The sequence below is a fragment of the Xanthomonas hydrangeae genome (assembly GCF_032697525.1).
GTDB classification, from domain to species: domain Bacteria; phylum Pseudomonadota; class Gammaproteobacteria; order Xanthomonadales; family Xanthomonadaceae; genus Xanthomonas; species Xanthomonas hydrangeae.
Genome location: NZ_CP103836.1, coordinates 728,815 through 754,169 on the forward strand (window position 1 = coordinate 728,815; position 25,355 = coordinate 754,169).

Consider the following 25,355-nt stretch of genomic DNA (forward strand, 5'->3'; position numbering starts at 1 on the left):
CTGGCATCTTGCGTGCGCAAACGTTCCGCAACAAACCTCACCCGGACATGCCACACAGCACAACGGCGACCCACAGGCCGCCGTTGTGTTTGTCCTCGCGATCACCACACAGCGCGCGTTTCGCACGCGCGCCATGCCATCACAAAACAGCCGTGACTACAGCTCGCCCAGTCCGCTGGCGCGGCCGTCTTCGCCCACTTCCAGCAGGCGCAAGGTGTTGGTGGCGCCGTGGGTTTCCATATGCTCGCCGCTGGTGAATACCACGCGGTCGCCAGGCCCCATGCGCTCGTTCTCCACCAGCAGACGGATCGCCGCACGTGCGGCTTCGCGCGGGGTCAGGCCACGGCTGTCGAAGCTGATCGGAAACACGCCGCGCATCATCGCCATGTGGCGGCGCGCGCCATCGTGACGGGTGAACGCGTAGATCGGCATGTTGGAGCGGAAGCGCGACAGGTACCGCGGCGTGCCGCCGGATTCGGTCAACGCGACCACACCGGCCAGACCGATGTGCTCGGACAGGAACATGGTCGCCATCGCGATCGCCTGGTCGGCGCGCTGCAGGTTGCGTTGCGCGGCTTCGAAGTCGGTATCGAATTCGAACTGGCGCTCGGCACCCAGACAGATGCGCGCCATCGCTTCCACCGCACGCACCGGATAGGCACCGGCCGCAGTTTCGGCCGAGAGCATCACCGCGTCGGTACCGTCGATGACCGCATTGGCAACGTCCAGCACTTCGGCGCGGGTGGGGATCGGGCTTTCCACCATCGACTGCAGCATCTGCGTGGCGGTGATGACCACTTTGTTCTGCGCCAGCGATTCGCGGATGATCTTCTTCTGCAGGCCCGGCAATTCGGCATCGCCGATTTCCACGCCCAGATCACCGCGCGCCACCATCACCACGTCGGAGGCTTCGACGATCTCGACCAGGTTCTCGATGGCTTCGGTGCGCTCGATCTTGGACACCAGCGCGGCATCGCAGCCGTGCTGACGCGCGATGCGCCGTGCATCGTTCATGTCTTCGGCATTGCGGCAGAACGACACCGCGATGAAGTCCACGCCGATCTTGGCGACGATGCCGATCAGCTCCTTGTCGCGCTCGGTCAGCGCGCCCAGCGACAGGCCGCCGCCCTGCTTGTTCAAGCCCTTGCGATCGGACAGCACGCCATCGTTGAGCACGGTGGTGACGATGCGCTGACCCTGTACCTCGGTCACCTGCAACTGCACCAGACCATCGTCGAGCAGCAGCACATCGCCCGCGGCCACGTCCTGCGGCAGGCCCAGGTAGCTGACGCCGACCTGGTGCTGGTCGCCCGCAGGCGCATTGGGATCGGCCACCAGGTCGAAACGCTCGCCGGTGGTCAGCTTGATCTTGCCTTCGGCGAAGCGTTCGACGCGGATCTTCGGGCCGGGCAGATCGGCCAGGATGCCGACCTCGGCACCGACACGTACCGCAGCGGCGCGGACTTCGGCCGCACGCTTGGCCTGGCCGGACGGATCGCCGTGGCTGAAATTGAGGCGCACCACGTTGACGCCCGCCTTGAACAAAGCGTCCAGCACACCGGGCGGATCCGTGGCCGGTCCGAGCGTTGCGAGGATCTTGGTGCGGCGTTGACGTTCTTTCATGATGGCCTCCCTGTAAAAGCCGCGAAACTTAACACACGCGTCACCTACCGAGGATGGCATTGCGGCATAGCCACCCTCGCATTCCGGCATGTCCTATAGACAGTGCGGGACAGTACGTACACTTTCCGCACCACGCTGACGCGCTGCGGGCTGAAACTGTGGGCTGCCACCCTAACGCGGCGGCGGTGAAGAACAGACTTTTCAAGCGTCAACGATTTGCGTCGATCAATGCACGCAACTCGGCCGGGTTGTGTGCGATTGCACCGGCACCGGCGGCGCGCAGTTCGGCTTCGTCGCCGAAGCCCCACAACACACCGATGCTGTGGATGCCGTGGTGAGTGGCGCCATCGATATCCATGCGGCGGTCGCCGATCATCACGCAGCCGGTTTTTTCGATCTGCAAACGGCGCAATGCTTCGGCGATCAGGTCCGGCTTGAAGCGACGTTCGCCGTCTTCGCTGGCGCCGATCACGTTCTCGAAGCATGCACCGAAGGGCAGATGCTCGACGATACGGCGCGCGTAGCGCTCGTTCTTCGAGGTCACGACCGCCAGGCGATGGCCGGCGCGCTGCAGCTCGATGACGACCTCACCGATACCGTCGAACACGCTCAGTTCGGTCCAGCCCACCGCGTCGTAACGCGCGCGGTAGGCGGCCAAGGTGCGCTGCACCAGCTCAGGGTCATCCGGAAAGCACTCGGTGAAACTGTCGCGCAGCGGCGGGCCGATCCAGGCGCGCAGGGTCTGCGGCGACGGACGCGTTTGGCCCACCTCGTCCAAGGCATGCACGATGCTGGCGACGATGCCCGGCTCCGAATCGACCAGGGTGCCATCCAGATCGAAGAACAGCGTGGCTGCGCTCACTTGCCGCGCGCCTCGAGTGCGGCCACCGCCGGCAGGGTCTTGCCTTCCAGGAATTCCAGGAACGCACCACCGCCGGTGGAGATGTAGGTGACGTCCTTGGCGATGTCGTACTTGTCCACGGCAGCCAGGGTGTCGCCACCGCCGGCAATCGAGAATGCCTTGGAACTGGCGATCGCACGCGCCAGGGTTTCGGTGCCGTGGCTGAAGGGCTCGAATTCGAACACGCCAACCGGCCCGTTCCACACCACGGTGCCGGCGCTGGCGATCAGCTCGGCGTAGCGCTTGGCGGTCTGCGGACCGATATCCAGAATCAGATCGTCGGCCTCCACGGCATCGAGCGACTTCACGGTGGCCTGCGCATCGGGCAGGAACTGCTTGGCGACCACCACATCGGTGGGCAACGGAATCTCCGCGCCGCGCAGCTTCGCATCGGCCACGATCTGGTTGGCGGTGGGGATCAGGTCCGGCTCGCTCAAGGACTTGCCCACGTCGTGCCCGGCTGCGGCGATGAAGGTGTTGGCGATGCCGCCACCGACGATCAGCTGGTCGACCTTGTTGACCAGGTTGGACAGCAGCTCAAGCTTGGTGGAGACCTTGCTGCCGGCCACGATCGCCAGCAGCGGCTTGGCCGGGTTGTCCAGTGCCTTGGCCAGTGCATCGAGCTCGGCCATCAGCAGCGGGCCGCCTGCGGCCACCGGGGCAAAACGGATCACCCCATGCGTGGAGGCCTGCGCGCGATGGGCGGTGCCGAAGGCGTCCATGACGAACACATCGCACAGCGCGGCGTACTTGCGCGACAGGGTCTCGTCGTCCTTGCCCTCGCCGATATTCATGCGGCAGTTTTCCAGCAGCACCACTTGGCCCGGCGCCACCTCGACCCCGTCGATCCAGTCACGCACCAGCGGCACGTCCACGCCCAGCAGCGCGCTCAAGCGCGCGGCCACCGGTGCCAGCGAATCTTCTTCGGTCCAGCTGCCTTCCTTGGGGCGGCCCAGGTGCGAAGTCACCATCACTGCAGCGCCCTTTTCCAGCGCCAGCTTGATGGTGGGCACCGAGGCGGTGATGCGCTGCTCGGAGGTGATCTGGCCGTTGTCGATCGGCACGTTGAGATCCTGGCGGATCAGCACGCGCTTGCCGGAGAGATCGAGGTCGGTCATGCGGACGATGGACATGGGGTCAGCTCGCTAGGTCTGGGGAATGGAGAATCGGGAATGGGGAATCGAAGAAGCCGCCAGTGCGCAGAGCGCTGACGTCTGCGCGCTGCGCAGGTAGGTGGCTTTGGGTAGCCGTTGCGCGCTGCCGTTGCGTCCCCGTGCAGATCGCCGGGATTGCGCGTTGCCTGTCACGCATGTCGCTGCCAACAGGGCTGGCGACGCGGGAGATGGTCGGTCGAAGACGACGGGCAATGCGGCTGCCTTGGCGACGGGGGACGCCCATTGTCGGACCTTCGCGCCGCAGCGGCAAACCGCCGTGCGGCGCGCGTCGCTATCCGGCGTTGCGATTGGCCGCCGAGCTACGCTGCAGACTCACTGCGAAACCGCCGACCAGCAAGGCGCCGCCGACCAGCAGGCCCCAGAGCAACCAGCGCTTCCAGTCGCGCGGCGTGGTGGCCGGCTGCAATGCTGCATCGCCAGCCAGCGGCTGTGCCTGCGCGGCGACGCTGGCCTGGGCCGGTTGCCACTGCGCACCGCGTTCGCGACGTAGCGCCTGCAGCATCGAGGCCAGCGGCGCTTCACCGCGTTGCACGCGCGCGCTGCCGGCAACCACTGCGTATGGCGGCTGGCCCTGCGCGAGAAACATCACCCGCTCCGGCTGGTAGCCCACCCGCAGGGTCGGCACTGCGGTGCTGCGCCCTTGCGCGGCGAGCAGCCGCCATTGGCGATCGCGCACCGGGGCGGACAGCACTTGCGGCGGCGAGGCGGCCGCCGCGCCATTGCCCAGGCGATAGGCCAACCACGGCCCGGCCCGGCGCTGCCACGGCGCATCGTTGGCATCGCGGCTTTCCACGATCCATTCGACCGCTTCGGCCTGACCGCCGCCGACATCGATCTGGGTGATCGGGAAGCGCCCCGGCAGGACGTAGACCACGGCTGCGTCCTGCGCAGTGCCCGGCAGCTCCAGCCATTCCGAGTGTGCAGGTGCTGCGATGCCGTCCAGCTCCGCATCGACCACACGCAAGGCCGGCAGCTCGCCCGAGACCGGCACGATGCGTAGATAACGAGCGCCCTTGTCCAATGCGATGCGCCGTTGCTGCAGACGCTGTGCCCGATTGTCCAACGCCATCACGGTGGCGTCGGAGGCGAGCACGCGCCAATCGCGCAGATCGTCGCTGCCTTCCACGCGCAGTTGGGCCTGCACCGGCATGTTGCCGTCCCAGTCCAGCCACAGCGCGCGCGCACGATCGCGCAATGCGCTGGCATCGATCAGCCAGCTGCCGCCGGCGCCCGCTGCCGCCGATGTGCCGGTCGCAAAGCGGCCTTCCAACCGGCGCACCGCACCACTGGCATCGCGCTCGGCGATCAGCTGCAGATCGCCGTTGGCAGGCGCCGCACCCGCCGGTAGCGCAAACAACGGCAAGCGCTGCCGGCGTGGCGCGACGGCTGGCGCTGCGTCCACGGCGAGTAATGCAGTTGGCACCTCTTCGCCACGCGCATCGATCACGGTGACATCGCGCAGCGCTGCGTCGTCTGCGCTGCGATAGAGCGCATCGTTCAAGCTCAGCTGATACATGCCGGCATCCGAGCCGGCCACCTGCAACGGCCATTGCTGACGATAGTCCTGGCGCACATCGGCCGCCTGCGCCATCAGCGGCACCAGCAGCAGCCATCCCCATTGCCTCGCTTTCATGCCTGATCCTTTTCGACGCCATCGTCTGCGACAGCAGGTTCTTCCGCGGCCGCCTGGCGCGGCGGCGCCGGTGCCAGATAGCCCACCACGGTGCACAACAGGCCATAGGCCATGAACGAGCCGATGCCGAGCAGATTGCCCAGATGCTGGCGATCCACCAGGACCAGCTTGGCCAATACCAGACCCATCAGCAACGCCCCACCCAGCCACAGGCCGCGTTGACCGCGACGCGAGCCGACCACCCAGCCCAGCACGCCCAGCACGCTCCACACGATGGTCAGGCTGGTCTGCGACAAGGTGGCGTTGATCAAGGACGCATCCCACGCCACGCGGCCCCAGTGATGCACGCTGTGCAAGGTGCTGCCGGTGATCGACACCCAGCCCAGCACGCCCAGCGCAGTCACCCGCCAACGTTGCAAGGCTAGCGGCGCTTGCGCAGACCATGCCCAACGCGCCAGCAAGGCCAGCACGGCCAGTTGCGCCAGCTCGGCCGGGTTGAGCACGGGCAGCCAAGGCAATGGCGCGGCGCTCACCGGATCCAGCAACACGATCAACCAACCGATGCCCAGCACTGCAAACACACAGCTCAGCAAGGCATTGCGCGCAGGATCGAAGCTTGCGCCCTGCGGCCACGCCAGCCACGGCCAGCGCAGCAGACCCACGGCCGCCACGGCAAGCCAGGGCGCGGCGAGCAATGCGCAACGCCAACCATTGGCGAGCACGAAGGCATCGGCCAACCAGGCTGCGCCCAACGACACCACCAACGGCCACAGCAACCACCAGATGAACTGCGCGGCCACAGCGCCGGCACCGTGCTGCATGCGCAAGCACCACAGTGCACGCGCACCGGCCAACGCAAACGCCAACCACGCCAACGCGCCCCAATGTGCGAACGGCTGAGTATGCGCATGGCTCTGCCACAGCGCCAGCGGCACGGCCAGCGTCAGCCCGGACATCACCGTCCACACCAACGCCGTTGCGGGGCGATGCCGATGCACCTCGGCAGCCATCCATACCGTGAGCGCCACAAAGCCCAGCAGCAGATCCGGTTCGCTGCGCAGATCGCCAGCAAAACTGAAGATCTCGTGCACACCGCAGAACGCCCACCAGCCCAGCCCCCACAGATACGCAACCAGTGCACGCCGTGGATGCCCTGCATCGCGCAGGAACCAGGCACTGGCGCAGCCGGCAATGGCAAGCAGCAAGGTGCTCATGCAGGTGGCATTGGCAATGGCCACCATGTCGTAACGCCACGCATCCACGCCGAAGGCGACGCCGACCGCCGCAAACAACTGCAGCGCCACACCGCTGAACTGCGAGATGCGTCGCTGCTGCCGCAAGCCCAGCCACAACAAGCCCACACCTTCGAGCGCGAACACGCTGGCGGTGGCACGCGCCGACAACGCCAACGGCACCGCCAGCGTTGCAAAGCCCACCGCCAGCATCGCGTGCGCTTGGCCCAGCAAGCGCGTGGAGGCGCGGCGCAGCAGCCAGCGCGCCAGACCTGCATACAGCACCGCCACCGCCAGCGCGCACAACGCCAGCGGCAACCGATCGCCTTCCAGCAGACGCGCCTGCAACGCGAACGCCACCAGTGGCGTGCCGAACAACAGGCTGCCGTCGATGACCTTGCCTGCACTGCCATCGCCGCGACGCGCATGCAGCACTGGAATCGCCACATACATGGCGAAGAACAGCAGCAGGAACGGCTCGGTACTGGCGAATTTTGCCGGGCTGTATTGCAGCGCGCCCCATAGCGTGCCGATGCCGAAGGTAAAGGCGAATCCGAGCAGGTTCAGCACCCGCCACGGACGCGTCCAGGCGATCGCCACGATGCCGGCGTTGAGCACGGCGTAATACGAGAACAGCGCAACATGATTGCCGCTGCCGGTGGATAGCCAGATCGGCGCGAGGAAGCCGGCCAACACACCGAGTACCGCGAGCGTGCGCGAATCCTGCACCACCGCCAGCACACACATGCCGGCAATCAGCACCACGCTGATACCCATCGCCAGGCCGGCGCCGAGCAATCCATACAACTTGAAGGCCGCAAACACGGTCAACAACAACCCGCCGATGGCGCCGCCCTGCAATGCCAACGCAAAGCCCGGCCGCTGCAGTCGTTGCTTCCAGCCGAACACCAGGCCGGCGAGCGCCAGCACACTGATGCCGGCCAGCCGCAGCTCGACCGGCATGCGCATCCAGCCCTGGTCGCTGGCGTACTTCAACAACGACGCCACACCGGCCAACAACACCAGCATGCCGACCTTGACCGGCACATTGCCTTCGGTGAACCAGCGCTTCACTGCGCTGGCTGCGCGCGCGATCGGGCCGGGTTCGGACGGGATGTATTGCGGTTGCTGCTGTGGCTGTGGCTGTGGCTGCGCAGGCGCAGTGGACGAAGTCGGCGCATCGCCAGCGCTAAGTGCTGCAGAAGAAGCGAAAGCATCGGCGGGCAATGATGGCGGCATCGTCACCGGCATCGACACGACAGGCGCTGGCGCAGCTGGCAGGTCTGCTGCGCGAGGCGAGTCGGGCTCGCCAAATGTAGACACACCGACGTCGGATGCGTCTTGCTGCGGCTCCCACGCCCTGAAAGGCGTTGGCGTTGGCGAATGCACCGCCGCCGCATCCGCGGCCCCCGCCCCGCTGGCCTGCCACTGCGCAAGCCGCTGCTCCAGTGAATCCACGCGCCGCCGTAGCCCGGCGATCCACACCAGCGCGATCACTAAACCCACCGGCAACGCAAGCAGAAACAGCACTACCAACCCGATCATCGTTTCCAACGCAGCAACCCCTGAGTCGGCATCCGGCCGAATGCGCGAACCATACAGGCTCAGGACGCGTCTGGGCAGCCAAGCCGGTGGGAAAGCCCTGCAACGCGATGACGTCAGCAGCTCCGGGACGCAATGGCTGCACGTGCGCAAGCGCGCCCAAAAAAAACGCCCGGAGAACCGGGCGTTTCAAACTTATTCGCGGTAGCCGCTGTCGTTCTTGTTATGGATGATCCAGACCAGGTTGCCGCCGGTACCCATCGACTTGCCGGCAAACACCAGACGGCCCTGGCCCTTGTAGGCCATCTCGTACCGGTAACGGTCCCCACCGAAGAAGAACGGAATGAACGCCTTGCCAGTCACATAGGAACCCTGGTCGTCCGGCTGCCCGATCAGATCGGTCACCTGCTTCATCGGCATGCCGATCTTCAACTGGGTGAACTTGCTGTCCGGCGCCGGCTTGCCGGTGATCTCGCCCTCGTAATCGTTGACGCCCTTGACCGTCTCGCCGTAGCCCGCCTCGACATCGGACGACTTGATCACTTCACCATCGGCATTCATCCAGGCCGGCGTACCGGTCTGCTTTTTCGCCGCCCAGCTGTTCGACGGAGCCGAAAACGCAATCACCACACCGAGCGCCAATGCGCCCGCCAGAAATTTATTCATCGTTATGTTCTCTCGATCCATGGAGTTCCCCGATCCTTCGTACACGACACGGGAACGGCCGCCGTGCACGCAAATTAGCGCACGTGAGCCTCTCAAAGTCCACATCCTGTACTGGCGACGAAGCGGTGACGGCGCATGTCCACATCACATTCCGACAGACAAAAAACGAAAGGCCCCGGCATGCCGGGGCCTTCAACGCGTCGCCTAAGCGCGCGATTTACTTCGCCACAACCCGCACCATTTCCAGGCACTTGTTGGAGTAGCCCCACTCGTTGTCGTACCAGGACACCAGCTTGACGAAGGTGGAATCCAGCGCGATGCCTGCGTCGGCGTCGAACACCGAGGTGCAGGTCTCGCCGCGAAAATCGGTGGCCACCACCTTGTCTTCGGTGTAACCCAGCACGCCCTTCAGGGCGCCTTCGCTCTGCGCCTTCACTTCGGCACAGATCTCGGCGTAGGTGGCCGGCTTTTCCAGCTCGACGGTGAGGTCGACCACCGAGACGTCGGAGGTCGGCACGCGGAAGCTCATGCCGGTGAGCTTCTTGTTGAGCTCCGGAATCACCACGCCGACGGCCTTGGCAGCGCCGGTGGAGGACGGGATGATGTTCTCCAGGATGCCGCGCCCACCGCGCCAATCCTTGTTAGACGGGCCGTCCACGGTCTTCTGCGTTGCAGTGGCCGCGTGCACGGTGGTCATCAGGCCGCGCTTGATGCCCCACTTGTCGTTGATCACCTTGGCCAACGGCGCCAGGCAGTTGGTGGTGCACGAAGCGTTGGAGACGATCGCCTCGCCCTTGTAGGTCTTGTCGTTGACGCCGAACACGAACATCGGCGTGTCGTCCTTGGACGGTGCAGACAGGATCACCTTCTTGGCGCCCGCGTCGATGTGCTTCTGGGCGGTTTCCTTGGTCAGGAACAGGCCGGTGGATTCGATCACCACCTCGGCGCCGACCGCATCCCACTTGAGGTTGGCCGGGTCGCGTTCCTGGGTCAGACGGATCTTGTTGCCGTTGACGATCAGCGTGTTGCCGTCGACCGATACATCGGCCTTGAAGCGGCCATGCACCGAGTCGTATTGCAGCATGTAGGCCAGATAGTCGGGCTCGAGCAGGTCATTGATGGCCACGATCTCGATGTCATTGCCGAAGTTCTGCACCGCAGAGCGCAGCACGTTGCGGCCGATGCGACCGAATCCGTTGATGCCAACCTTGATTGCCATGTTCACTAGCTCCTGCGGCCGCGACAGCGCGGCGGATGGAAAGGGACGGCCATTCTAGCAGCGTCGCACTCGCGCAGCCGTGCGCTTGAATGCTGCGCAGTACCGCGTGCAAGGACGTTGTGGCCAGGTGCAGCCGCACCCATTGCAATCATCCCCTAACCACTGCCGGTAGACGCAGCGCCGGCCCTGGATACCTGCGCTCGCTGCATGCGCGATGCACGGCACCACATGCAAGGACAGACCTGCTGATCCAGGGCCTGCATGCACCGCGCTGGCAGCGGGCTCGGCAATAGCCTGTGCCCTACAGAGGGCAACGGCGTATCGCTCTCAAACGGGCATCCGCGCGGTGCTCAGCGCCCGACGCTCGGCGCAACGAACAATTGTCTGCACAACAGGTAAAACTTGAAGAAGTCTATAAATCCTCATTAAGTTATTTATTTTCAATCGCTTATAAATATCCAAACTACGCCAGACAGCATACTCAAGACTATGCCGAACAGCAGAATTTCGGCGCTCCGTGGATTTCGATACTGGCCCTGCCTGCTGAGGCACCCATCAATCACAACGGAGATCCCCCATGCGTCGCACCCTTCTCTCTCTGGTTCTGGCTCTGGCCGCCACCCCGGCGCTGGCTGGCGGCGTGATGCATTACACCGAAAAGGCAACGCTGCCCGCCGATGGCGAGGCGCGCGAAGTGGCTGCACTGTTCGACACCTGGAACGCGGCGCTGGCCACCGGCAACCCGCACAAGGTTGCCGACCTGTATGCACCGGACGGCGTGCTGCTGCCGACCGTCTCCAACGAAGTGCGCGCCTCGCGGGCGCAGATCGAAAAGTACTTCGAGATGTTCCTGACCAAGAAGCCGCAGGGCGTCGTCAACTACCGCACCGTGCGTGTGCTCGATGACGACAGCGCGGTGGATGCCGGCGTCTACACCTTCACGCTGACCGACAAGGACGGCAAGAAGAGCAAGGTGCAGGCCCGCTACACCTTCGTGTACGAAAAGCGCGACGACAAGTGGCTGATCATCAACCACCACAGCTCGGCGATGCCGGAAGTGGATGCGCCCAAGGTCGCCAAGGTCAAGTAAGTGCTCGGTCCCTGCAGCCATCCGCTCGCGGCCTGCTCCATCGCGCATGCAAGCGTCGGCGCTCCTCCCCCGCCGCCGCCTGCGCCAGGCGCATCGCGTTGCACCTCGGACGCGATGCGCCGGTGCGATCACCGCCACGGCGCGCACCGCTGCTGTCAATGCCAGCTCCTGCTCACACCGCTGCATGACCCACAGGGTCATGGCGCCAACGGATTGATCAGGATCAAGGCAGCCCTCGGGCAAACCCACAAGACTTACTCCATCTTCTGCACACAACGAGAATTTCTATGCGCATGCGCTCTACCCTTCTGCTCGCCGGCCTGGCCGCCAGCTTTGCCAGCGTCCCCGCATTGGCTCAATCCAAAGGCGACTGGACGGTTGCCGTCGGCGCCCACCAGGTCGCGCCCAAATCCGATAACGGCCGTCTGGTCGGCGGCACGCTCGAAGCAGACGTCGGCAAGGACATCAAGCCGACCTTCACTGCGGAATACTTCATCGCCGACAACCTGGGCATCGAAGTTCTGGCTGCGCTGCCGTTCGAGCACGACATCGCGCTCCGCGGCATGGGGCGCGTCGGCAGCACCAAGCATCTGCCGCCGGTGATTTCGCTGCAGTACCACTTCAACAGCCAGGGCAAGCTCTCGCCGTTCGTTGGCGCGGGTATCAATTACACCCGTTTCTTCAGCACCGACACCCGCGGCGCGCTGGCCGGCAGCGATCTGGAACTGGACGATTCCTGGGGCCTGGCCCTGCATGCAGGCGTGGACTACAAGCTCAGCGACCGCGGCGCCCTGCGCGTGAACCTGCGTTGGATCGATATCGACACCGAAGCCAGCCTCGATGGCAACCGCATCGGCACGGTCAACATCGACCCGCTGGTCTATGGCGTGGCGTACGTGCACCGGTTCTGATCCACTGCGTGCGCGGTGCATCTCTGGCACACTGGACGTCCAGGGACGTGCATCCACCGCCGGAGTTGCGGACAGGTTGGTCACGTCGACCGCCTGTCCGACCTACCGGGGATTCCATGAGCATGCTGATCCGTACCGCCCTCGCCATCGCACTGGCCGCTTCGGCCACACCCGCCCTTGCACAGTCGGCCGGCCACTGGACGACCGGCTACGGTGCCGGCTATGTCTCGCCCAAATCCGACAGCGGCACCTTCGGCGGCACGCGTGCCGAGATCAAGGGCGCACCGGCGCTGTCGTTCACCTACGAATACTTCATCCGCAACAATCTCGGCATCGAGGTGCATGCTGCCGTGTCGGGCAAGCACGATCTGGAACTCGACGGGATCGGCAAGGTGGGGAGCTACTGGTCGGTGCCGCCGAGCGTGCTGTTGCAGTACCACATCAACGGCTACGGCACGGTGTCGCCGTTCGTGGGTGTGGGCATCAACTACACCACCTTTCTCGGTGAAGACGTCGATGCGGCATTCGGCAATGGCGATCTGCGCTTCGACGATTCGGTGGGCGCCACCGCGCATATCGGCGTGGACTTCATCTTCAACGAGCGCAGCGGCCTGCGCCTGGATGCGCGCTGGACCGGCTCGCAAAGCAACGTCGACTTCAACGGCGCGCGGCTGGGCAAGGCGAAGATCGATCCGCTGACCTATGGCGTGTCCTACCTGGTGTACTTCTGATCGTATTGCCGAGGCCACGCTGAGGCGTGGCCGTCGTGCGACCGGGACGGCCATCAAACCGTCCCAAAGCGATGCGTACAATTGCGGGATGAAGACCTTCTCCCCTTATGTTGTCGTTCTTGCCGCAGCCGTTGCCGCGGCACTTCAGCCCATCGCCGCATTCGCCTGGGGCCCGCAGGGCCACCGCTTGGTGGCGCGCGTTGCAGAAACCGAACTGACGCCGCAAGCGCGTGCGCAGGTGGCGCAATTGCTGGCAGGCGAGGCGCATCCGGGCCTGGCCGGGGTCGCGACCTGGGCCGATGAACTGCGCGAACACGATCCGGATCTGGGCAAGCGCTCCGGGCCCTGGCATTACGTCAACCTGGGCGAACACCAGTGCGGCTACGTGCCGGCGCGCGACTGCCCGGATGGCAACTGCGTGATCGCCGCGCTCGAGCAGCAAACCGCGTTGCTTGCCGATCGCAGCCAGCCGTTGGACGTGCGGCGGCAGGCATTGAAGTTCGTGGTGCATTTTGTCGGCGACATCCATCAGCCCATGCATGCCGGCTACGCGCACGACAAGGGCGGCAACACGTTCCAGCTGCAGGTCGATGGCAAGGGCAGCAACCTGCATGCGCTGTGGGACAGCGGCATGCTCAACGACAGCCACCTCGGCGACGATGCGTATCTGCCACGTCTGCTGGCGTTGCCGGCTGCCGCTGCAATGTCTCCGGTGCTGCCGCCGCCCGCTGCTGCCTGGGCGCAGGCGTCGTGCAAGATCGCGATCACGCCGGGCGTGTATCCGAGCGAGCATGTATTGCCGGACAACTACATCGCCACCTATCGTCCGATCGCCGAGACGCAATTGCGGCTTGCCGGCGACCGACTCGCGGCCGTGCTCAATGCGGCGCTGGCCGCCCCCTGAGATGGAGACGCCGATGCAGCCCGAGGTCCTTGCGTTCTTCCACGCCGACAGCGGCACCTTCACCTATGTGGTCGCCGATGCGGCAACCGGTGCAGCGGCGGTGATCGATCCGGCGCTGGACTATGCGGCCGACACCGGCGAGGTCAGCACGCACGCCGCGCAGGCCATCGTCGATGCCATCGCCGAACACGGCTGGCAGGTGCACTGGCTGCTGGAAACCCATGCGCATGCCGACCACCTGTCTGCCGCGCAATGGCTCAAACAACACTGGCCTCAGGCGCGCATCGGCATCGGCGCAGGCATTCGGGATGTGCAGCGAACGCTGGCACCGCGTTATGCCTTGCCAGAGGACTTCCGCGCCGATGGCTCGCAGTTCGATCACCTGTTCGCCGATGACGAACGCTTCCAGCTCGGTGGCATCCAGGCGCGCGTCATCGCAGTGCCCGGGCATACCAGCGACAGCATTGCGTATCTGATCGGCGATGCGCTGTTTCCCGGCGATTCGTTGTTCATGCCCGACGCGGGCACGGCGCGCTGCGATTTTCCCGGTGGCGATGCGCGGCAATTGTTTGCCTCGATCCAGCGCCTGTATGCGCTGCCGGAAGACACGCGTGTGTTCGTCTGCCACGACTACGGCCCGGGCGGCCGCGCTGTGGCGCATCAGACCAGCATTGGCGAACAGCGGCGCAGCAATCTCCATGTGCGCGATGGCGTCGAGATCGAGACGTTTGTGGCGCAGCGGCAGGCGCGTGATGCCACCTTGCCCGAGCCCAAGCTGATCCGGCCTGCGCTGCAGGCCAATCTCCAGGCTGGCCGACGTGGTGGAGTGGATCGGTAACGTTCCAGTGTGGTCGCCACGCGGCGCACGGGGTGCAGCCGCTATGATCGGTCTCTGACCCTGCTGGAGCTTACCCATGCGCACGATCGGTTTTTGGCAGCGCGCGTTCTGCGTGCTGATGCTCGCCCTGCCCGTGCTGGCCACTGCGCAGACTGCACCGGTGACGGTGTTTGCCGCAGCGAGCTTGAAGGAATCCATGGACGAGGCCGCGGCCGCTTACGAAAAGGCGACCGGCACGCCGGTACGCGTGTCGTATGCCGCCAGCTCCGCACTGGCACGCCAGATCGAGCAAGGCGCACCGGCAGACGTGTTCTTCTCGGCCGATCTGGAATGGATGGACTATCTGCAGCAGCGCGGCCTGGTGCTGCCGGCGCAGCGCCACAACCTGCTCGGCAACACGCTGGTGCTGATCGCCCCGGCCGCCAGCAAGGTGCGCGTGGACCCGCGCAAACCTGGCGCGATTGCCAAGGCGCTCGGCGACAGTGGCCGGTTGGCGGTTGGCCAGACCACCAGCGTGCCGGCCGGCAAATACGCCGCCGCAGCGCTGCGCAAACTCGGACAGTGGGATGGGGTGAGCAACCGCCTGGCCGAGTCGGAAAGCGTGCGCGCAGCCCTGATGCTGGTCTCGCGTGGCGAGGCGCCGCTGGGCATCGTGTACGGCTCTGACGCACGCGCCGACCCCAAGGTGCGCGTGGTCGCCACGTTCCCCGACGACAGCCACGATGCGATCGTGTATCCGGTCGCCGCGTTGAAGAACAGCAGCAATCCCGACACCGTCAAGTTCGTGCAGTGGCTGAGCAGCAAACCGGCCAAGGCGATCTTCACCCGCCGCGGTTTTTCGTTGACCGATTGAGGCGCGCCGTTGTTGATGTTCACCCCGCAAGAGCTGACCGCGATCGGCTTGAGTCTCAAGGTCGCGATCGTTGCCGCCATCGCCAGCCTGCCGCCGGGTATCGCCTGCGGTTGGTTGCTGGCGCGGCGCCGCTTTCCGGGCAAGGCCCTGTTGGACGCGTTGCTGCACTTGCCCTTGGTGATGCCGCCGGTGGTGACCGGCTACGCGCTGCTGGTGGTGCTGGGCACGCAGGGGCCGGTCGGTAGCTGGCTGCTGGACTACTTCGGTGTCCAGTTCGCGTTCCGTTGGACCGGCGCGGCGCTGGCATGCGCGGTGATGGGCTTTCCGTTGATGGTGCGCGCCATTCGCTTGTCCATCGAAGCCACAGACCGCCGCCTGGAAGCGGCCGCCGCCACGCTCGGCGCCGGTCCGTGGCGGGTGTTCTTCAGCATCACCTTGCCGCTGGCCTGGCCGGGTCTGGTGGCCGGCACCGTGCTGGCCTTTGCCAAGGCATTGGGCGAGTTCGGCGCCACCATCACCTTCGTCTCCAACATCCCTGGCGAAACCCAGACCTTGTCGTCGGCCATCTACGGCTTGATGCAGGTGCCAGGCATGGAATCGGGCGTGTGGCGGTTGGCTGGCGTTGCGTTGGCGATTTCGCTGGCCGCGCTGCTGCTGTCCGAATGGCTGGTGCGCAGGCCGCATCCGCGTGAGGAAGACTGATGCTGGACATCGAGCTGCAATTGCAGCGCGGCAACTTCCAACGCCACATCCGGATTCAGGACGCCGCGCGTGTGGTGGCCTTGGTCGGCCCGTCCGGTGCCGGCAAGACCACCGTGCTCAATGCGATCGCCGGGCTGGTGCAACCGCAGGCCGGGCATATCCGCATCGACGGGCGGTGTCTGTACGACGCCCGGCAAGGCGTGAACCTGCCTACGCACAAGCGCAGCATCGGCTACGTCTTTCAGGATGCGCGGCTGTTTCCGCATCTGGATGTGCGCCGCAATCTGCGTTACGGCCGGCATGCACGTGGCGCGGCGCCGTTCGGTTTCGACGATGTGGTGGCATTGCTGGGGATTGCGCCGTTATTACAACGCCGGCCGCGCAATCTGTCCGGTGGTGAAGCGCAACGCGTGGCGATCGGCCGCGCCTTGTTGTCGCAACCGGCGATTCTGTTGTTCGACGAGCCCTTGTCGGCGCTGGATCAGGCGCGTCGCGAAGAATTGATTCCCTACCTGCAACGCGTGCGCGACGAGATCCGTCTGCCGATGTTGTACGTCAGCCACAATCCCGACGAAGTGCAGCGCATTGCCGACAGCGTGCATGTACTGGAGTAAGCGCAGCCGGCAGCGCTGGTGCGTTGCGTCTACCCGCTGACGCAAGGCCTGCGTCAGCGGGCAACCTTGCCGGTGCGCACGCTGACCTTGCCCTGCCGCACCTCAAAGGTGAATGCGAACGACAGCGTCACCGGCACCGGTTCTTCGCCGGTTGCGCCGGTGCAGTCGTCCAGCGCGGCCGGTTGTGCCACACCAGGCGCAAACGTGCACATCGCGGCCGGCACGAACTGCCATTGCTGCACCGTGGTACGCACCGCCTGCACCAGATCGGCGTTGCCCGGCAGCAGGCCGGCCGCGCATTCGCCGCGGTCGGACATCGGATCGACGCGCTGCACCGCGCCTTCGGCAGTCAGGATCACATGCGCGCACACGGTGGTCGGCGGCAAGCTCTGCCGTGGCGAATCGGCCGACAGCACCGGCGCCGCGCTGCGTAGCGCGCGCGGCATGCGGAAGCGCTGTGTCGGCGCCAGCGTATAAGGCTGGATCGAAGAATCGCCGTCTCCTCCCGACTGCGCGCTCAGCATGCGCTGGTCCACCGAATCTTCGCGCTGGCTGCGCTGCTGTTCCTGCACACGTGGCGTTGCGCATGCGCCAAGCGACAGCGCCAGGACTACGGCGCAGATCGGAGCACCTCTCATCGCAGCGCCTCCTGCATCGCGCAGCCTGTCAAAGCGCAACCGGCAGGGCGCTCGGACGTTGGCGCATCCGATCGTGCGGCGCTGGCGCTGGTATTGGAGGTCCCGGTCGTTTGCTCAGGCGCATCCAGTTCGAACTTCACCGGCACGCGCACGTTCGATGCAATGGCCTTGCCCTGTGCGTACGCAAATTTCAGTCGCCATTGGCGCGCTGCATCCAGCACCGCCTGATCGAAGACACCGGCCGGCGTGCTCCGCACGACGGCGATGTGCTGCGGTACGCCGCCTGAATCGACCTCCATCTGCAGTTCGACAAAACCCTCGATACCGCCATCCAACGCAGGTGCAGGATATTTAGGCGGTTGCATCGTGGTGAAATCCGCATAGTTCGACTCCCGCATGCGGGTGACACCCGCCGCATCGCTGTCTGCAGGCGCGGCGTAAGACGCTGCTGCGATACGCGCTGGCTGCATGGCCCAAGCTGCGGCACTGAGTGTTACCGCGAGCAACAGCACACCCCCACTGCTCCAGCGCGAACGCCTGGCATCTTTCAGTGGCTTGCGCAGCGCTGCAATGCGTTGCGTCAACGGATGCGCTGCAGCCCAGTGACAGGCGAGCGGTGTGCAACCGGCACCCAGCTGGGTCTTGAGCATTGCGGCGGCGTAGCTGCGGCGCTTGCCTGGATGCCGTGCCAGCACCGCCGCATCGCAGGCCAGTTCCTGATCCAGCCGGAACGCGCGCCAGGCCAGATGCATCAGCGGGTTGAACCAACCGATGCAGAGCATCAGGGCCGCAAGCAGATTGGCATGCAGATCGCCGCGGCGCAGATGCAGCCGTTCGTGCGTCAGCACCAACGCACGTTCGGCAGCGCAATAGCGCGTAGTGAAATCCGACGGCACCACGATACGTGGGCGCCAGATTCCCAATGATGCCGGCAGCCCGGCGTCATGCGTTGCCGACCACACTGCATTGTCCAACGCGTACAGAGGACCCAGGCTGCGCACGAAACGATACTGCCGCCGCCACAGCATGGCTGCCATCAGCCCGGCACCAGTCAGCCACACCGCCAATGTCAGCGTCGTCCACGCAGCAGCACCGTCATGCGCATTGGACAGAGCCGGCATCGCAGCAAGCAGCGGCACCTTCAACATCGCAACATCCGATTGCGGGCTTGGCAGCACGGCGGCCAGCAAAGCCAGAGGAACGCATGCCCAGATCGCGTACGCCGCCGTTGCACCAAGCCAGCTGCGCAATGGGCGCCGCAGGAGCAGACAGATCGATAGCGCGGCCGCGGTGCAAAGCGTTGCGCGCAGCAGAAGCGGAACCAGTGCGTCAGGGCTCATCGTCCAACTCCTTGATCAGCTTTTTCAATTCTGCGATGTCGGCCGCACTGAGCTTTCCGCGCTCGCTGAAATGCGCCACCAATGGCGCCACCCGCCCACCGAAGAGCCGTTGCAGCAATCCTTCGCTCTGTTGCTGTACCCACTGCTCGCGTTGCAGCAGCGGGGTATAGAGATATTTGCGCCCGTCTTTCTGCGCGGCGATGGCGCCCTTGTTGAGCAGGCGATTGAGCAGCGTCTTGATGGTCGGCTCGGCCCAACCGGTCTGTGCCAGCGCTGCGACCACCTCTTCTGCCGTGCGCGGAGCGCCGTCCCAGAGCACTTGCATCACCACCGCTTCCGCATCGCTGATCGACATTCGATTACACCTGTAATTTTTACTGATTACATGTGTAAACCCAGTGGTTGTCAAGCCTGTTCCTCCTCGGGCTTCGAGCAGCGATTGCAGCGGCCAACCGCAACGCCAACTGCCCAAGCAACCGGCTGGCCATCGGCTCGGCTACCCTGCACGGATGACCGAACACCTCACTGACCTGCCCTCCGCCGTGCGGCGGGTCCTGCAACGTATCGAAGGCCCCTTGCGCGTCGGTGCGCCGCTGGGCATCGGCAAGCCGCATCGGCTGTTGAACGCGCTGTATGCGCAGCTCAAGGACACACCATCACGACCGCTGGCGCTGTACACGGCGCTGTCGCTCAATCCGCCCAAACCCGGTTCGGGACTGGAGGCACGCTTTGCCGCGCCGTTCGTCGCACGCCATTTCGGTGAGGACTTTCCGCGCTTGGCGTATGTCGACGACATGCTGCGCGACGCATTGCCGGCGCATGTGCAGGTGGAAGAGTTCTACATGCAGTCCGGCGGCCTGCTGCACTCCACCCAGGCGCAGGCCGACTACACGAGTCTGAACTACACGCACGCCGCCGCGGCGGTGGCGCAACGCGCGCCCAACCTGATCGTGCAGAAAGTAGCGCGCGAACCGGGCGGCATGCGGTTGTCGCTGTCGTGCAACAACGACATCACCCAGGACACGCTCGATGCGGTGCAGGCGCTCGGCCTGCCACGTCCACTGTTGGTGGCGGAAATCGATACGCAACTGCCGTGGATCGGCGGCACTGCAGCGGTGGACGAGGCGTTCTTCGATCTGGTCATCGACCTGCCCGGCCCGTCGCCGCGCCTGTTCGGCTTGCCGCGGCAACCGGTGAACACCATCGACTACGCGATCGGTTTGTATGCCAGCACGCTGGTCCGCGATGGCGGGACCTTGCAGATCGGCATTGGCACGTTAGCCGATGCGCTGAGCCATGCGCTGGTGCTGCGACAGACCGACAATGCGACCTATCGGCGCGTGCTGCATGCATTGGATCCGGAGCTGGAACAGCATCCTGCGGTGCGCGCCAGCGGTGGTCTGGAGCCCTTCCAGATCGGCCTGTACGGTTGCAGCGAAATGCTCAATGAGGGCTTCAAGCAGCTGGTGGACTGCGGCGTGATCCGCCGCAAGGTGCACGACGATCTGCCGCTGATGCAGCGCATCGCCGACGGCAGTGCCGATGCAGCCGATCACGCGCGGCTGGCACGCGAAGGCGAGTTTCTGCATGGCGCGTTCTATCTCGGCTCACCGGACTTCTACCAATGGCTGCGCGATCTGGATGCGGAGACCCGCGATGCCATCGGCATGCGCCGCATCAGCGAGATCAATCAGCTCTACGGCGGTAACGAAACATTGGAGCGCTTGCAACGCCATCAGGCACGCTTCTTCAACTCCTGCATGATGGCCACCGCGCTCGGTGCAGCGGTGTCCGATGGGCTGGACGATGGCCGCGTGGTCTCCGGTGTCGGTGGCCAATACAACTTCGTGGCGATGGCGCATGCCTTGCCGCAGGCACGCAGCGCGCTGATGCTGCGGGCCACCCGCGATGCCGGAGCACATGCAGCGAGCAATGTGCGCTGGAATTATGGGCACACCACCATCCCGCGCCATCTGCGCGATCTGTACATCACCGAATACGGCATCGCCGATCTGCGTCACCAGACCGATCAGGACTGCGTGCTGGCGATGGCGGGCATCTGCGATGCGCGCTTTCAGGATGCATTGCTTGCCACAGCAAAGACATCACGCAAGCTGCGTAGCGACCCTGCACTGCCTGCCCGCGCACAACGCAATACACCGCAAGCGCTGGAACAGGCATTGGCGCCGTTTCGCCGAGTGGGCAGCCTGCCCGACTACCCACTCGGCAGCGACTTCACCGAAGTCGAGCAACGCGTGCTACGCGCCCTGACCTGGCTCAAACGCGCCACTGCCAGCAACAGCGCAAAACTGACGACAGTGTGGCGCGCACTGCTGTCACGCGATGCGCGCGATGCAAACGACGCTGCCTGCCTGCAACGCATGGCATTGGACACGCCACGCGGCATCGGTGAGCGCATGCAGGCGCGGCTGCTGGCATATGCATTGCGCAAGACCAGATCGCACTGAGAGCGGCTTTGCCGGGATGTGCCGAGAAACGATGTCATGGCGCGTTTATCGCATTGTGACCCACGACGGCAACACTGCGGAAAGCGTTGCGTCAAATTTGGCCGGGATGATGGCGACCACCTTCTTTCCGGCTTCGGTGCATGCGCTTTCTACACGCTCTTTCGGCTTTGAATCCAGGCGACGACAGCAAAGCGAAGCCATCGCGCACCAAGCGAAGCAATACGAGACACGCTGCATTTTTCAGCGTGTTGATGATGGCCAGCGTCACTTCACATGCCGCACCTCGCCTCACCGATCTGCAGTACATCGGTAGCCACAACAGCTACCACGCCGGCTTCGCCCCCAGCGAAGCGGCACTGCTGAAACAACTGAGCCCGGAATTGTTCGCAGCACTGGATTATCGTCATCCAGCGCTGACGCAACAGTTGGACGATGGCGTCAGACAGCTAGAACTGGATGTGTTTGCCGACGCGAACGGCGGCCGCTACGCGCACCCGGCGATCGTCGCGCAGATCGCCAAGGCCGGGTTACCACCCGCACCGCCAAGCGCACCAGCTGGCGTGATGGACAAGCCCGGCTTCAAGGTCATGCATGTGCAGGATGTGGATCAGCGCAGCAACTGCCAACCCCTGATTGCCTGCCTGCAGGAAGTACGCGCGTGGTCGAAGCAGCACCCCAAGCATGTGCCGATCTTCATCCTGCTGGAAACCAAGCAGGCGCCGGTGCAGCTTGCCTTTCCGACCGTGCAGCCGGAGCCGTTCGATACAGCTGCGCTGGATGCGCTGGATGCCGAACTGCGCTCGGTATTTCAGCCCGGCGAGTACCTCAGCCCCGACCAGGTCCGTGGCACGGCAGCTACGCTCAACGCCGCTGTGCTCGCGCATGGCTGGCCATCCTTGCACGAAGCACGCGGCAAGGTCGTGTTCCTGCTCGACCAGCGCGCGGTCGGTGCCAGTTACCTGCCCGGGCATCCCTCGCTGCGTGGACGGATGTGCTTCACCAACGCCGTGCCGGGCGAAGACGATGCGGCGTTTACCGAACTCAACGATGGCCCCGTCGAGAAGATCAACCAGCTGGTGAAAGCAGGCTATCTGGTGCGCACGCGGACCGACGCAGACCTGAAGGAAGCGCTGCACAACGACACCACACGCCGCAACAGCATGCTGGCCAGTGGCGCGCAATTGCTCAGCACCGACTTCCCCGCACACGAGCCAGCCAGCAACGGTTACGTGGTGCGCTTCGACGGCGATGCGGTCGCACGCTGCAATCCGCAGCTTCCGCACGCGCATTGCAAGGGTGTCGACCTCACGCACTGAGTGGGGTCACGTCCGCAATCGCACCACCCACGCCAAACACACAGACCTGTCGCAATGGAAGGCGTCGGCGATGCACGCCTGCGCCCGCGTTATCGGGCCTGGCACCCCACGTTCTCCAACTACGCGAGCCAACTGCATGCAGCACCCCCGCACCTTCCATCGCCTGACCTGCGCCATTGCACTGGCGCTGTCCGCACCCGCGTTTGCCGAGACTCCCGAGCCCGCTACCACCACACTGGATTCGGTCAACGTACAGGCCAAGCACGCTGCCACACCGGGATCGCTCAACGAACAGCGCCTGTCCAGCAGCGTCAATAGTGTGATGAGCAAGCAGCAGATCGATGCCATTCCGTCGGGCGGCATCGCCGATGTCGTGTCGCACATGCCGGGCCTCTCGGCATACAGCGACATGCATCTGGGCCAGGCCACCACTGGCGAAAATGCCTACGTCAGCATCCGCGGCATGGATGCCAGCTACAACGCATATACGCTCAACGGCTTCGGCATGCCCGAGACCGATTCGTCCACGCGCGCCATCTCGTTGAACATGCTGGCACCGTTCGGCATCCAGTCGGTGCAGGTGTCGAAATCGCCCACACCCGATATGCCGGGCGATTCGATCGGCGGTGCGATCGACATGCGCACGCCCAACGCCTTCGACTTCGATCGCGACGTCTATGCCAAGACCACCGCGCAAGGTCAGTTCAACGCGCTGGCCTCCGACCTGGGCGGCAAGGACACCGGCGGCACCTTCCAGCAGGAGCTGGCCTGGAAGTTTGGCGACGGCCATGCCTTCGGCCTCTACGCCTCGGCCTATTACGGCAAGAACAACAACATGGCGCAGGCGCCGGCGCCCAACAGCAAGTACGTGCCGGCCGATCCTGCATTCGCCAGTGCAACGGACCTGCGCGATGTCGGTCCATTGATCAGCACCCGCTACAAGTACAGCCTCTACACCAGTCAGATCGAACGCTATGGCGGCAATCTCTCGCTCGATTGGCAGGGCGACAACAGCGCACTCTATGCGCGTGCCATCTACGGCAGCTACGGCGTGACCGGGCAGCAGGATCAGTCCAGCGCACGCCTGGAGACCTATCGCAACCAGCCTACCGCTGTACGCGGCGGCTACTTCAACACGCACGATATCGACGAGAAGCTGGCAACGCTGCAACTCGGCGGCCAGACCACGCTGGATCGCCTGCGCTTCGACTATGGCAGTTCGGTCGGTCGCGGCACCCGCAGCCGACCGGACTATGTGTCGGCCAGTCTGTATGGTTTTACGCCAGGCAGCTTCGCCTTCGACCTCAGCAACCCACGCTATCCGAGCATCGCGCCAAGCTCGCCTGCATTGAGGGACTTCTTCTACAACCTGGATTCGTCGCTGCTGTGGAAGGTGCAGGGGCATGACGCCGGCAGTCACGACAACCGCGTCAACGCACATACCGATATCACTTATCAGGTCGATGGCGATGTGCTGGACAGCGTCAAAGTCGGCTTGTCTGCCGATCACTCCGACCGCGGCGCCTACGATCATCCGTTCTTCCACAAGGACGGCAACTTCGTCACCAATGGGCCTTATTTTGGCGGGCCCAATTACGCGTTTCCCACTGCCGGCGGCCCGCCGCTGAGCGCGATCCCGGGACGTGTCACCAATAACGCGTTCGATGGCCGTTACGCAGGTCCCTTCAAACTGCTCGATCGCAACTGGATGCTCGCGCAGGCGTTGCCTTACAAGTACGTCAACGAGCCCAATGGCGCGGGCGTCTACACCGCCAACGACTACAACGCCAACACCACCTCCAGCACCGAGGCGATCTATTCCGGTTACGCAATGGCCGCGCTGCATATCGGCTCGGTGAGCGTGCTGCCCGGTGTGCGCTACGAGTTGACGCGCTACTCGGCCCAATCCTGGCAATCCAGCGGCGATGGCAGCACCGGCAGTTTCGTCGGCACCGGCAGTACCTATGGGCAAGTGTTGCCGGGCATCAGCGTCAACTATCGGCCAGACGATCTCACCGTGTATCGCGCGTCATTGCGCCGCAGTTTCAGCCGCCCGGCGTTCGGCCTGATTTCCGGCGAGACGGTGTACACCATCGACGACACCCAGCAGGTGGTCGGCATCTCCAAGCCCAATCCCGATCTGCATCCGAGCAAGGCCGACAACGCCGATCTCTCCGCCGAGTTTTACGACCACAACGGCGGCGTACTCAGTGCATCGACCTATTACAAGCGCATCACCGGCTTCATCTACACCTCGCAATCGGCGACCAGCAACGACAACACGCTGGGCGGCCTGGTACCGACCGGCACCACGTTCGAAAACGGCGTGCCGGTGACGATGCCGCAGAACGGCGGCACCGCCAAGCTCTATGGCCTGGAGTTGGCGGCGAGCAAGCGCCTGCAGGACTTGCCGGGCATCTGGAGCAATTTCGGCGTCACCGCCAACCTCACGCTGCAACACAGCCAGGCAGACAGCAAACGCAGCGATCAACCGGAAAAAACCTGGCTGCCGCGCGCACCGGAGCGCATCTACAACCTGGATCTGTTCTACGACGATACGCATCTGCGCACCGACCTGAGCTACAACTACACCGGCCTGCAATTGCTGGGCTTGACCAGCGACCGGCTCAACTACTACCTGCAACCGGTGAAGTCGTTGGACTTCAATGCGACCTACCATTTGCCGCACCATATCGATGTGGGGGTGTCGGCCAAGAACCTGCTCAATGCGGCAACGTTCTACGAAACGCAGGGCAAATCCAGACGCTACATGGCCTACGATCCCGGCGCCGATGGTGCGTATGTACAGACCGGCCGGGTGTACATGCTGACGTTGGGCTATACCTACTGACGGCAGACCTGCAGACAGATGCGGCGCGATGTCTGCAGCTGCAACGACCAGGTTTGCGCTGATCCAATCGATCGCCTGACGGACACACAGGCGATCGATTGTTGCGCG

21 protein-coding genes are annotated in these 25,355 nt (G+C 64.6%); 11 read left to right on the forward strand and 10 right to left on the reverse strand.

Annotated features, from left to right (window positions below; translation table 11 throughout):
• Positions 1-156: 156 nt before the first annotated feature.
• The 7 genes from pyk to gap all read right to left on the reverse strand — a co-directional run bounded on the left by pyk (position 157) and on the right by gap (position 9,991).
• Positions 157-1,623: a pyruvate kinase gene (gene pyk / locus NYR97_RS02965; protein WP_205393880.1), complete on the reverse strand. Its 1,467-nt coding sequence runs from the start codon at positions 1,621-1,623 to the stop codon at positions 157-159.
• Between the two features lie 208 nt (positions 1,624-1,831).
• Positions 1,832-2,485: an HAD family hydrolase gene (locus NYR97_RS02970; RefSeq protein WP_316696643.1), complete on the reverse strand. Its 654-nt coding sequence runs from the start codon at positions 2,483-2,485 to the stop codon at positions 1,832-1,834.
• Positions 2,482-3,657, reverse strand: a complete 1,176-nt coding sequence (locus tag NYR97_RS02975; protein WP_316696644.1) for a phosphoglycerate kinase — start codon at positions 3,655-3,657, stop codon at positions 2,482-2,484. Before NYR97_RS02975 ends, NYR97_RS02970 begins: the two co-directional genes overlap by 4 nt.
• Before the next feature lie 313 nt (positions 3,658-3,970).
• Positions 3,971-5,332 carry a DUF3999 domain-containing protein gene (locus tag NYR97_RS02980; RefSeq protein ID WP_316696645.1) on the reverse strand — a complete coding sequence of 454 codons (1,362 nt, stop codon included), beginning with the start codon at positions 5,330-5,332 and terminating at the stop codon, positions 3,971-3,973.
• Positions 5,329-8,109, reverse strand: a complete 2,781-nt coding sequence (locus NYR97_RS02985; RefSeq protein WP_425613032.1) for a DUF2339 domain-containing protein — start codon at positions 8,107-8,109, stop codon at positions 5,329-5,331. Before NYR97_RS02985 ends, NYR97_RS02980 begins: the two co-directional genes overlap by 4 nt.
• 192 nt (positions 8,110-8,301) lie before the next feature.
• Positions 8,302-8,772 carry a hypothetical protein gene (locus tag NYR97_RS02990; RefSeq protein WP_316696647.1) on the reverse strand — a complete coding sequence of 157 codons (471 nt, stop codon included), beginning with the start codon at positions 8,770-8,772 and terminating at the stop codon, positions 8,302-8,304.
• A gap of 217 nt (positions 8,773-8,989) precedes the next feature.
• Entirely contained in the window at positions 8,990-9,991 is a 1,002-nt protein-coding gene (gene gap, locus NYR97_RS02995; RefSeq protein ID WP_006451409.1) for a type I glyceraldehyde-3-phosphate dehydrogenase, read from the reverse strand.
• Positions 9,992-10,568: 577 nt separating this feature from the next.
• Between gap and NYR97_RS03000 the strand changes: the two genes are divergently transcribed.
• The 8 genes from NYR97_RS03000 (at position 10,569) to modC (ending at position 16,634) form a co-directional block, all read left to right on the forward strand.
• The gene (locus tag NYR97_RS03000) at positions 10,569-11,081 is read left to right on the forward strand and encodes an SgcJ/EcaC family oxidoreductase (protein WP_205393874.1); all 513 of its coding nucleotides are present in this window, start codon (positions 10,569-10,571) and stop codon (positions 11,079-11,081) included.
• Positions 11,082-11,368: 287 nt separating this feature from the next.
• Positions 11,369-11,992, forward strand: coding sequence for an OmpW/AlkL family protein (locus tag NYR97_RS03005; RefSeq protein ID WP_205393873.1), 624 nt, complete (start codon positions 11,369-11,371; stop codon positions 11,990-11,992).
• 116 nt (positions 11,993-12,108) lie between these two features.
• Entirely contained in the window at positions 12,109-12,723 is a 615-nt protein-coding gene (locus NYR97_RS03010; RefSeq protein WP_316696649.1) for an OmpW/AlkL family protein, read from the forward strand.
• A complete protein-coding gene (locus tag NYR97_RS03015; RefSeq protein ID WP_316696650.1) occupies positions 12,695-13,627 on the forward strand; it encodes a S1/P1 nuclease in 933 nt (310 codons plus the stop codon). The genes NYR97_RS03010 and NYR97_RS03015 overlap by 29 nt, the downstream gene beginning before the upstream one ends.
• Before the next feature lie 13 nt (positions 13,628-13,640).
• Positions 13,641-14,465 carry an MBL fold metallo-hydrolase gene (locus NYR97_RS03020; RefSeq protein ID WP_316696651.1) on the forward strand — a complete coding sequence of 275 codons (825 nt, stop codon included), beginning with the start codon at positions 13,641-13,643 and terminating at the stop codon, positions 14,463-14,465.
• A 76-nt stretch (positions 14,466-14,541) separates the two neighbouring features.
• Positions 14,542-15,318, forward strand: coding sequence for a molybdate ABC transporter substrate-binding protein (modA, locus tag NYR97_RS03025; RefSeq protein ID WP_205393869.1), 777 nt, complete (start codon positions 14,542-14,544; stop codon positions 15,316-15,318).
• A 15-nt stretch (positions 15,319-15,333) separates the two neighbouring features.
• Positions 15,334-16,020: a molybdate ABC transporter permease subunit gene (gene modB / locus NYR97_RS03030; protein WP_205394776.1), complete on the forward strand. Its 687-nt coding sequence runs from the start codon at positions 15,334-15,336 to the stop codon at positions 16,018-16,020.
• On the forward strand, positions 16,020-16,634 hold the full coding sequence (gene modC / locus NYR97_RS03035; protein ID WP_205393868.1) for a molybdenum ABC transporter ATP-binding protein: 615 nt from the start codon (positions 16,020-16,022) through the stop codon (positions 16,632-16,634). The genes modB and modC overlap by 1 nt, the downstream gene beginning before the upstream one ends.
• Positions 16,635-16,687: 53 nt before the next feature.
• Here the strand turns inward: modC and NYR97_RS03040 are convergent, their stop codons facing one another.
• The 3 genes from NYR97_RS03040 to NYR97_RS03050 are packed head-to-tail and all read right to left on the reverse strand — an operon-like array spanning position 16,688 to position 18,967.
• Positions 16,688-17,272 carry a hypothetical protein gene (locus tag NYR97_RS03040; protein WP_316696652.1) on the reverse strand — a complete coding sequence of 195 codons (585 nt, stop codon included), beginning with the start codon at positions 17,270-17,272 and terminating at the stop codon, positions 16,688-16,690.
• Positions 17,269-18,612 carry a TonB family protein gene (locus NYR97_RS03045; RefSeq protein WP_316696654.1) on the reverse strand — a complete coding sequence of 448 codons (1,344 nt, stop codon included), beginning with the start codon at positions 18,610-18,612 and terminating at the stop codon, positions 17,269-17,271. The genes NYR97_RS03040 and NYR97_RS03045 overlap by 4 nt, the downstream gene beginning before the upstream one ends.
• Positions 18,602-18,967, reverse strand: coding sequence for a BlaI/MecI/CopY family transcriptional regulator (locus tag NYR97_RS03050; protein WP_316696655.1), 366 nt, complete (start codon positions 18,965-18,967; stop codon positions 18,602-18,604). The genes NYR97_RS03045 and NYR97_RS03050 overlap by 11 nt, the downstream gene beginning before the upstream one ends.
• A 154-nt stretch (positions 18,968-19,121) precedes the next feature.
• Between NYR97_RS03050 and NYR97_RS03055 the strand changes: the two genes are divergently transcribed.
• The 3 genes from NYR97_RS03055 to NYR97_RS03065 all read left to right on the forward strand — a co-directional run bounded on the left by NYR97_RS03055 (position 19,122) and on the right by NYR97_RS03065 (position 25,247).
• Positions 19,122-21,080 (forward strand): acetyl-CoA hydrolase/transferase C-terminal domain-containing protein, encoded by a 1,959-nt coding sequence (locus tag NYR97_RS03055; protein WP_316696657.1) that lies wholly within the window; start codon positions 19,122-19,124, stop codon positions 21,078-21,080.
• Positions 21,081-21,220: 140 nt separating this feature from the next.
• Entirely contained in the window at positions 21,221-22,396 is a 1,176-nt protein-coding gene (locus NYR97_RS03060) for a phosphatidylinositol-specific phospholipase C1-like protein (protein ID WP_316696658.1), read from the forward strand.
• Positions 22,397-22,532: 136 nt separating this feature from the next.
• Positions 22,533-25,247, forward strand: a complete 2,715-nt coding sequence (locus NYR97_RS03065) for a TonB-dependent receptor (protein ID WP_316696659.1) — start codon at positions 22,533-22,535, stop codon at positions 25,245-25,247.
• Positions 25,248-25,355: the final 108 nt, after the last annotated feature.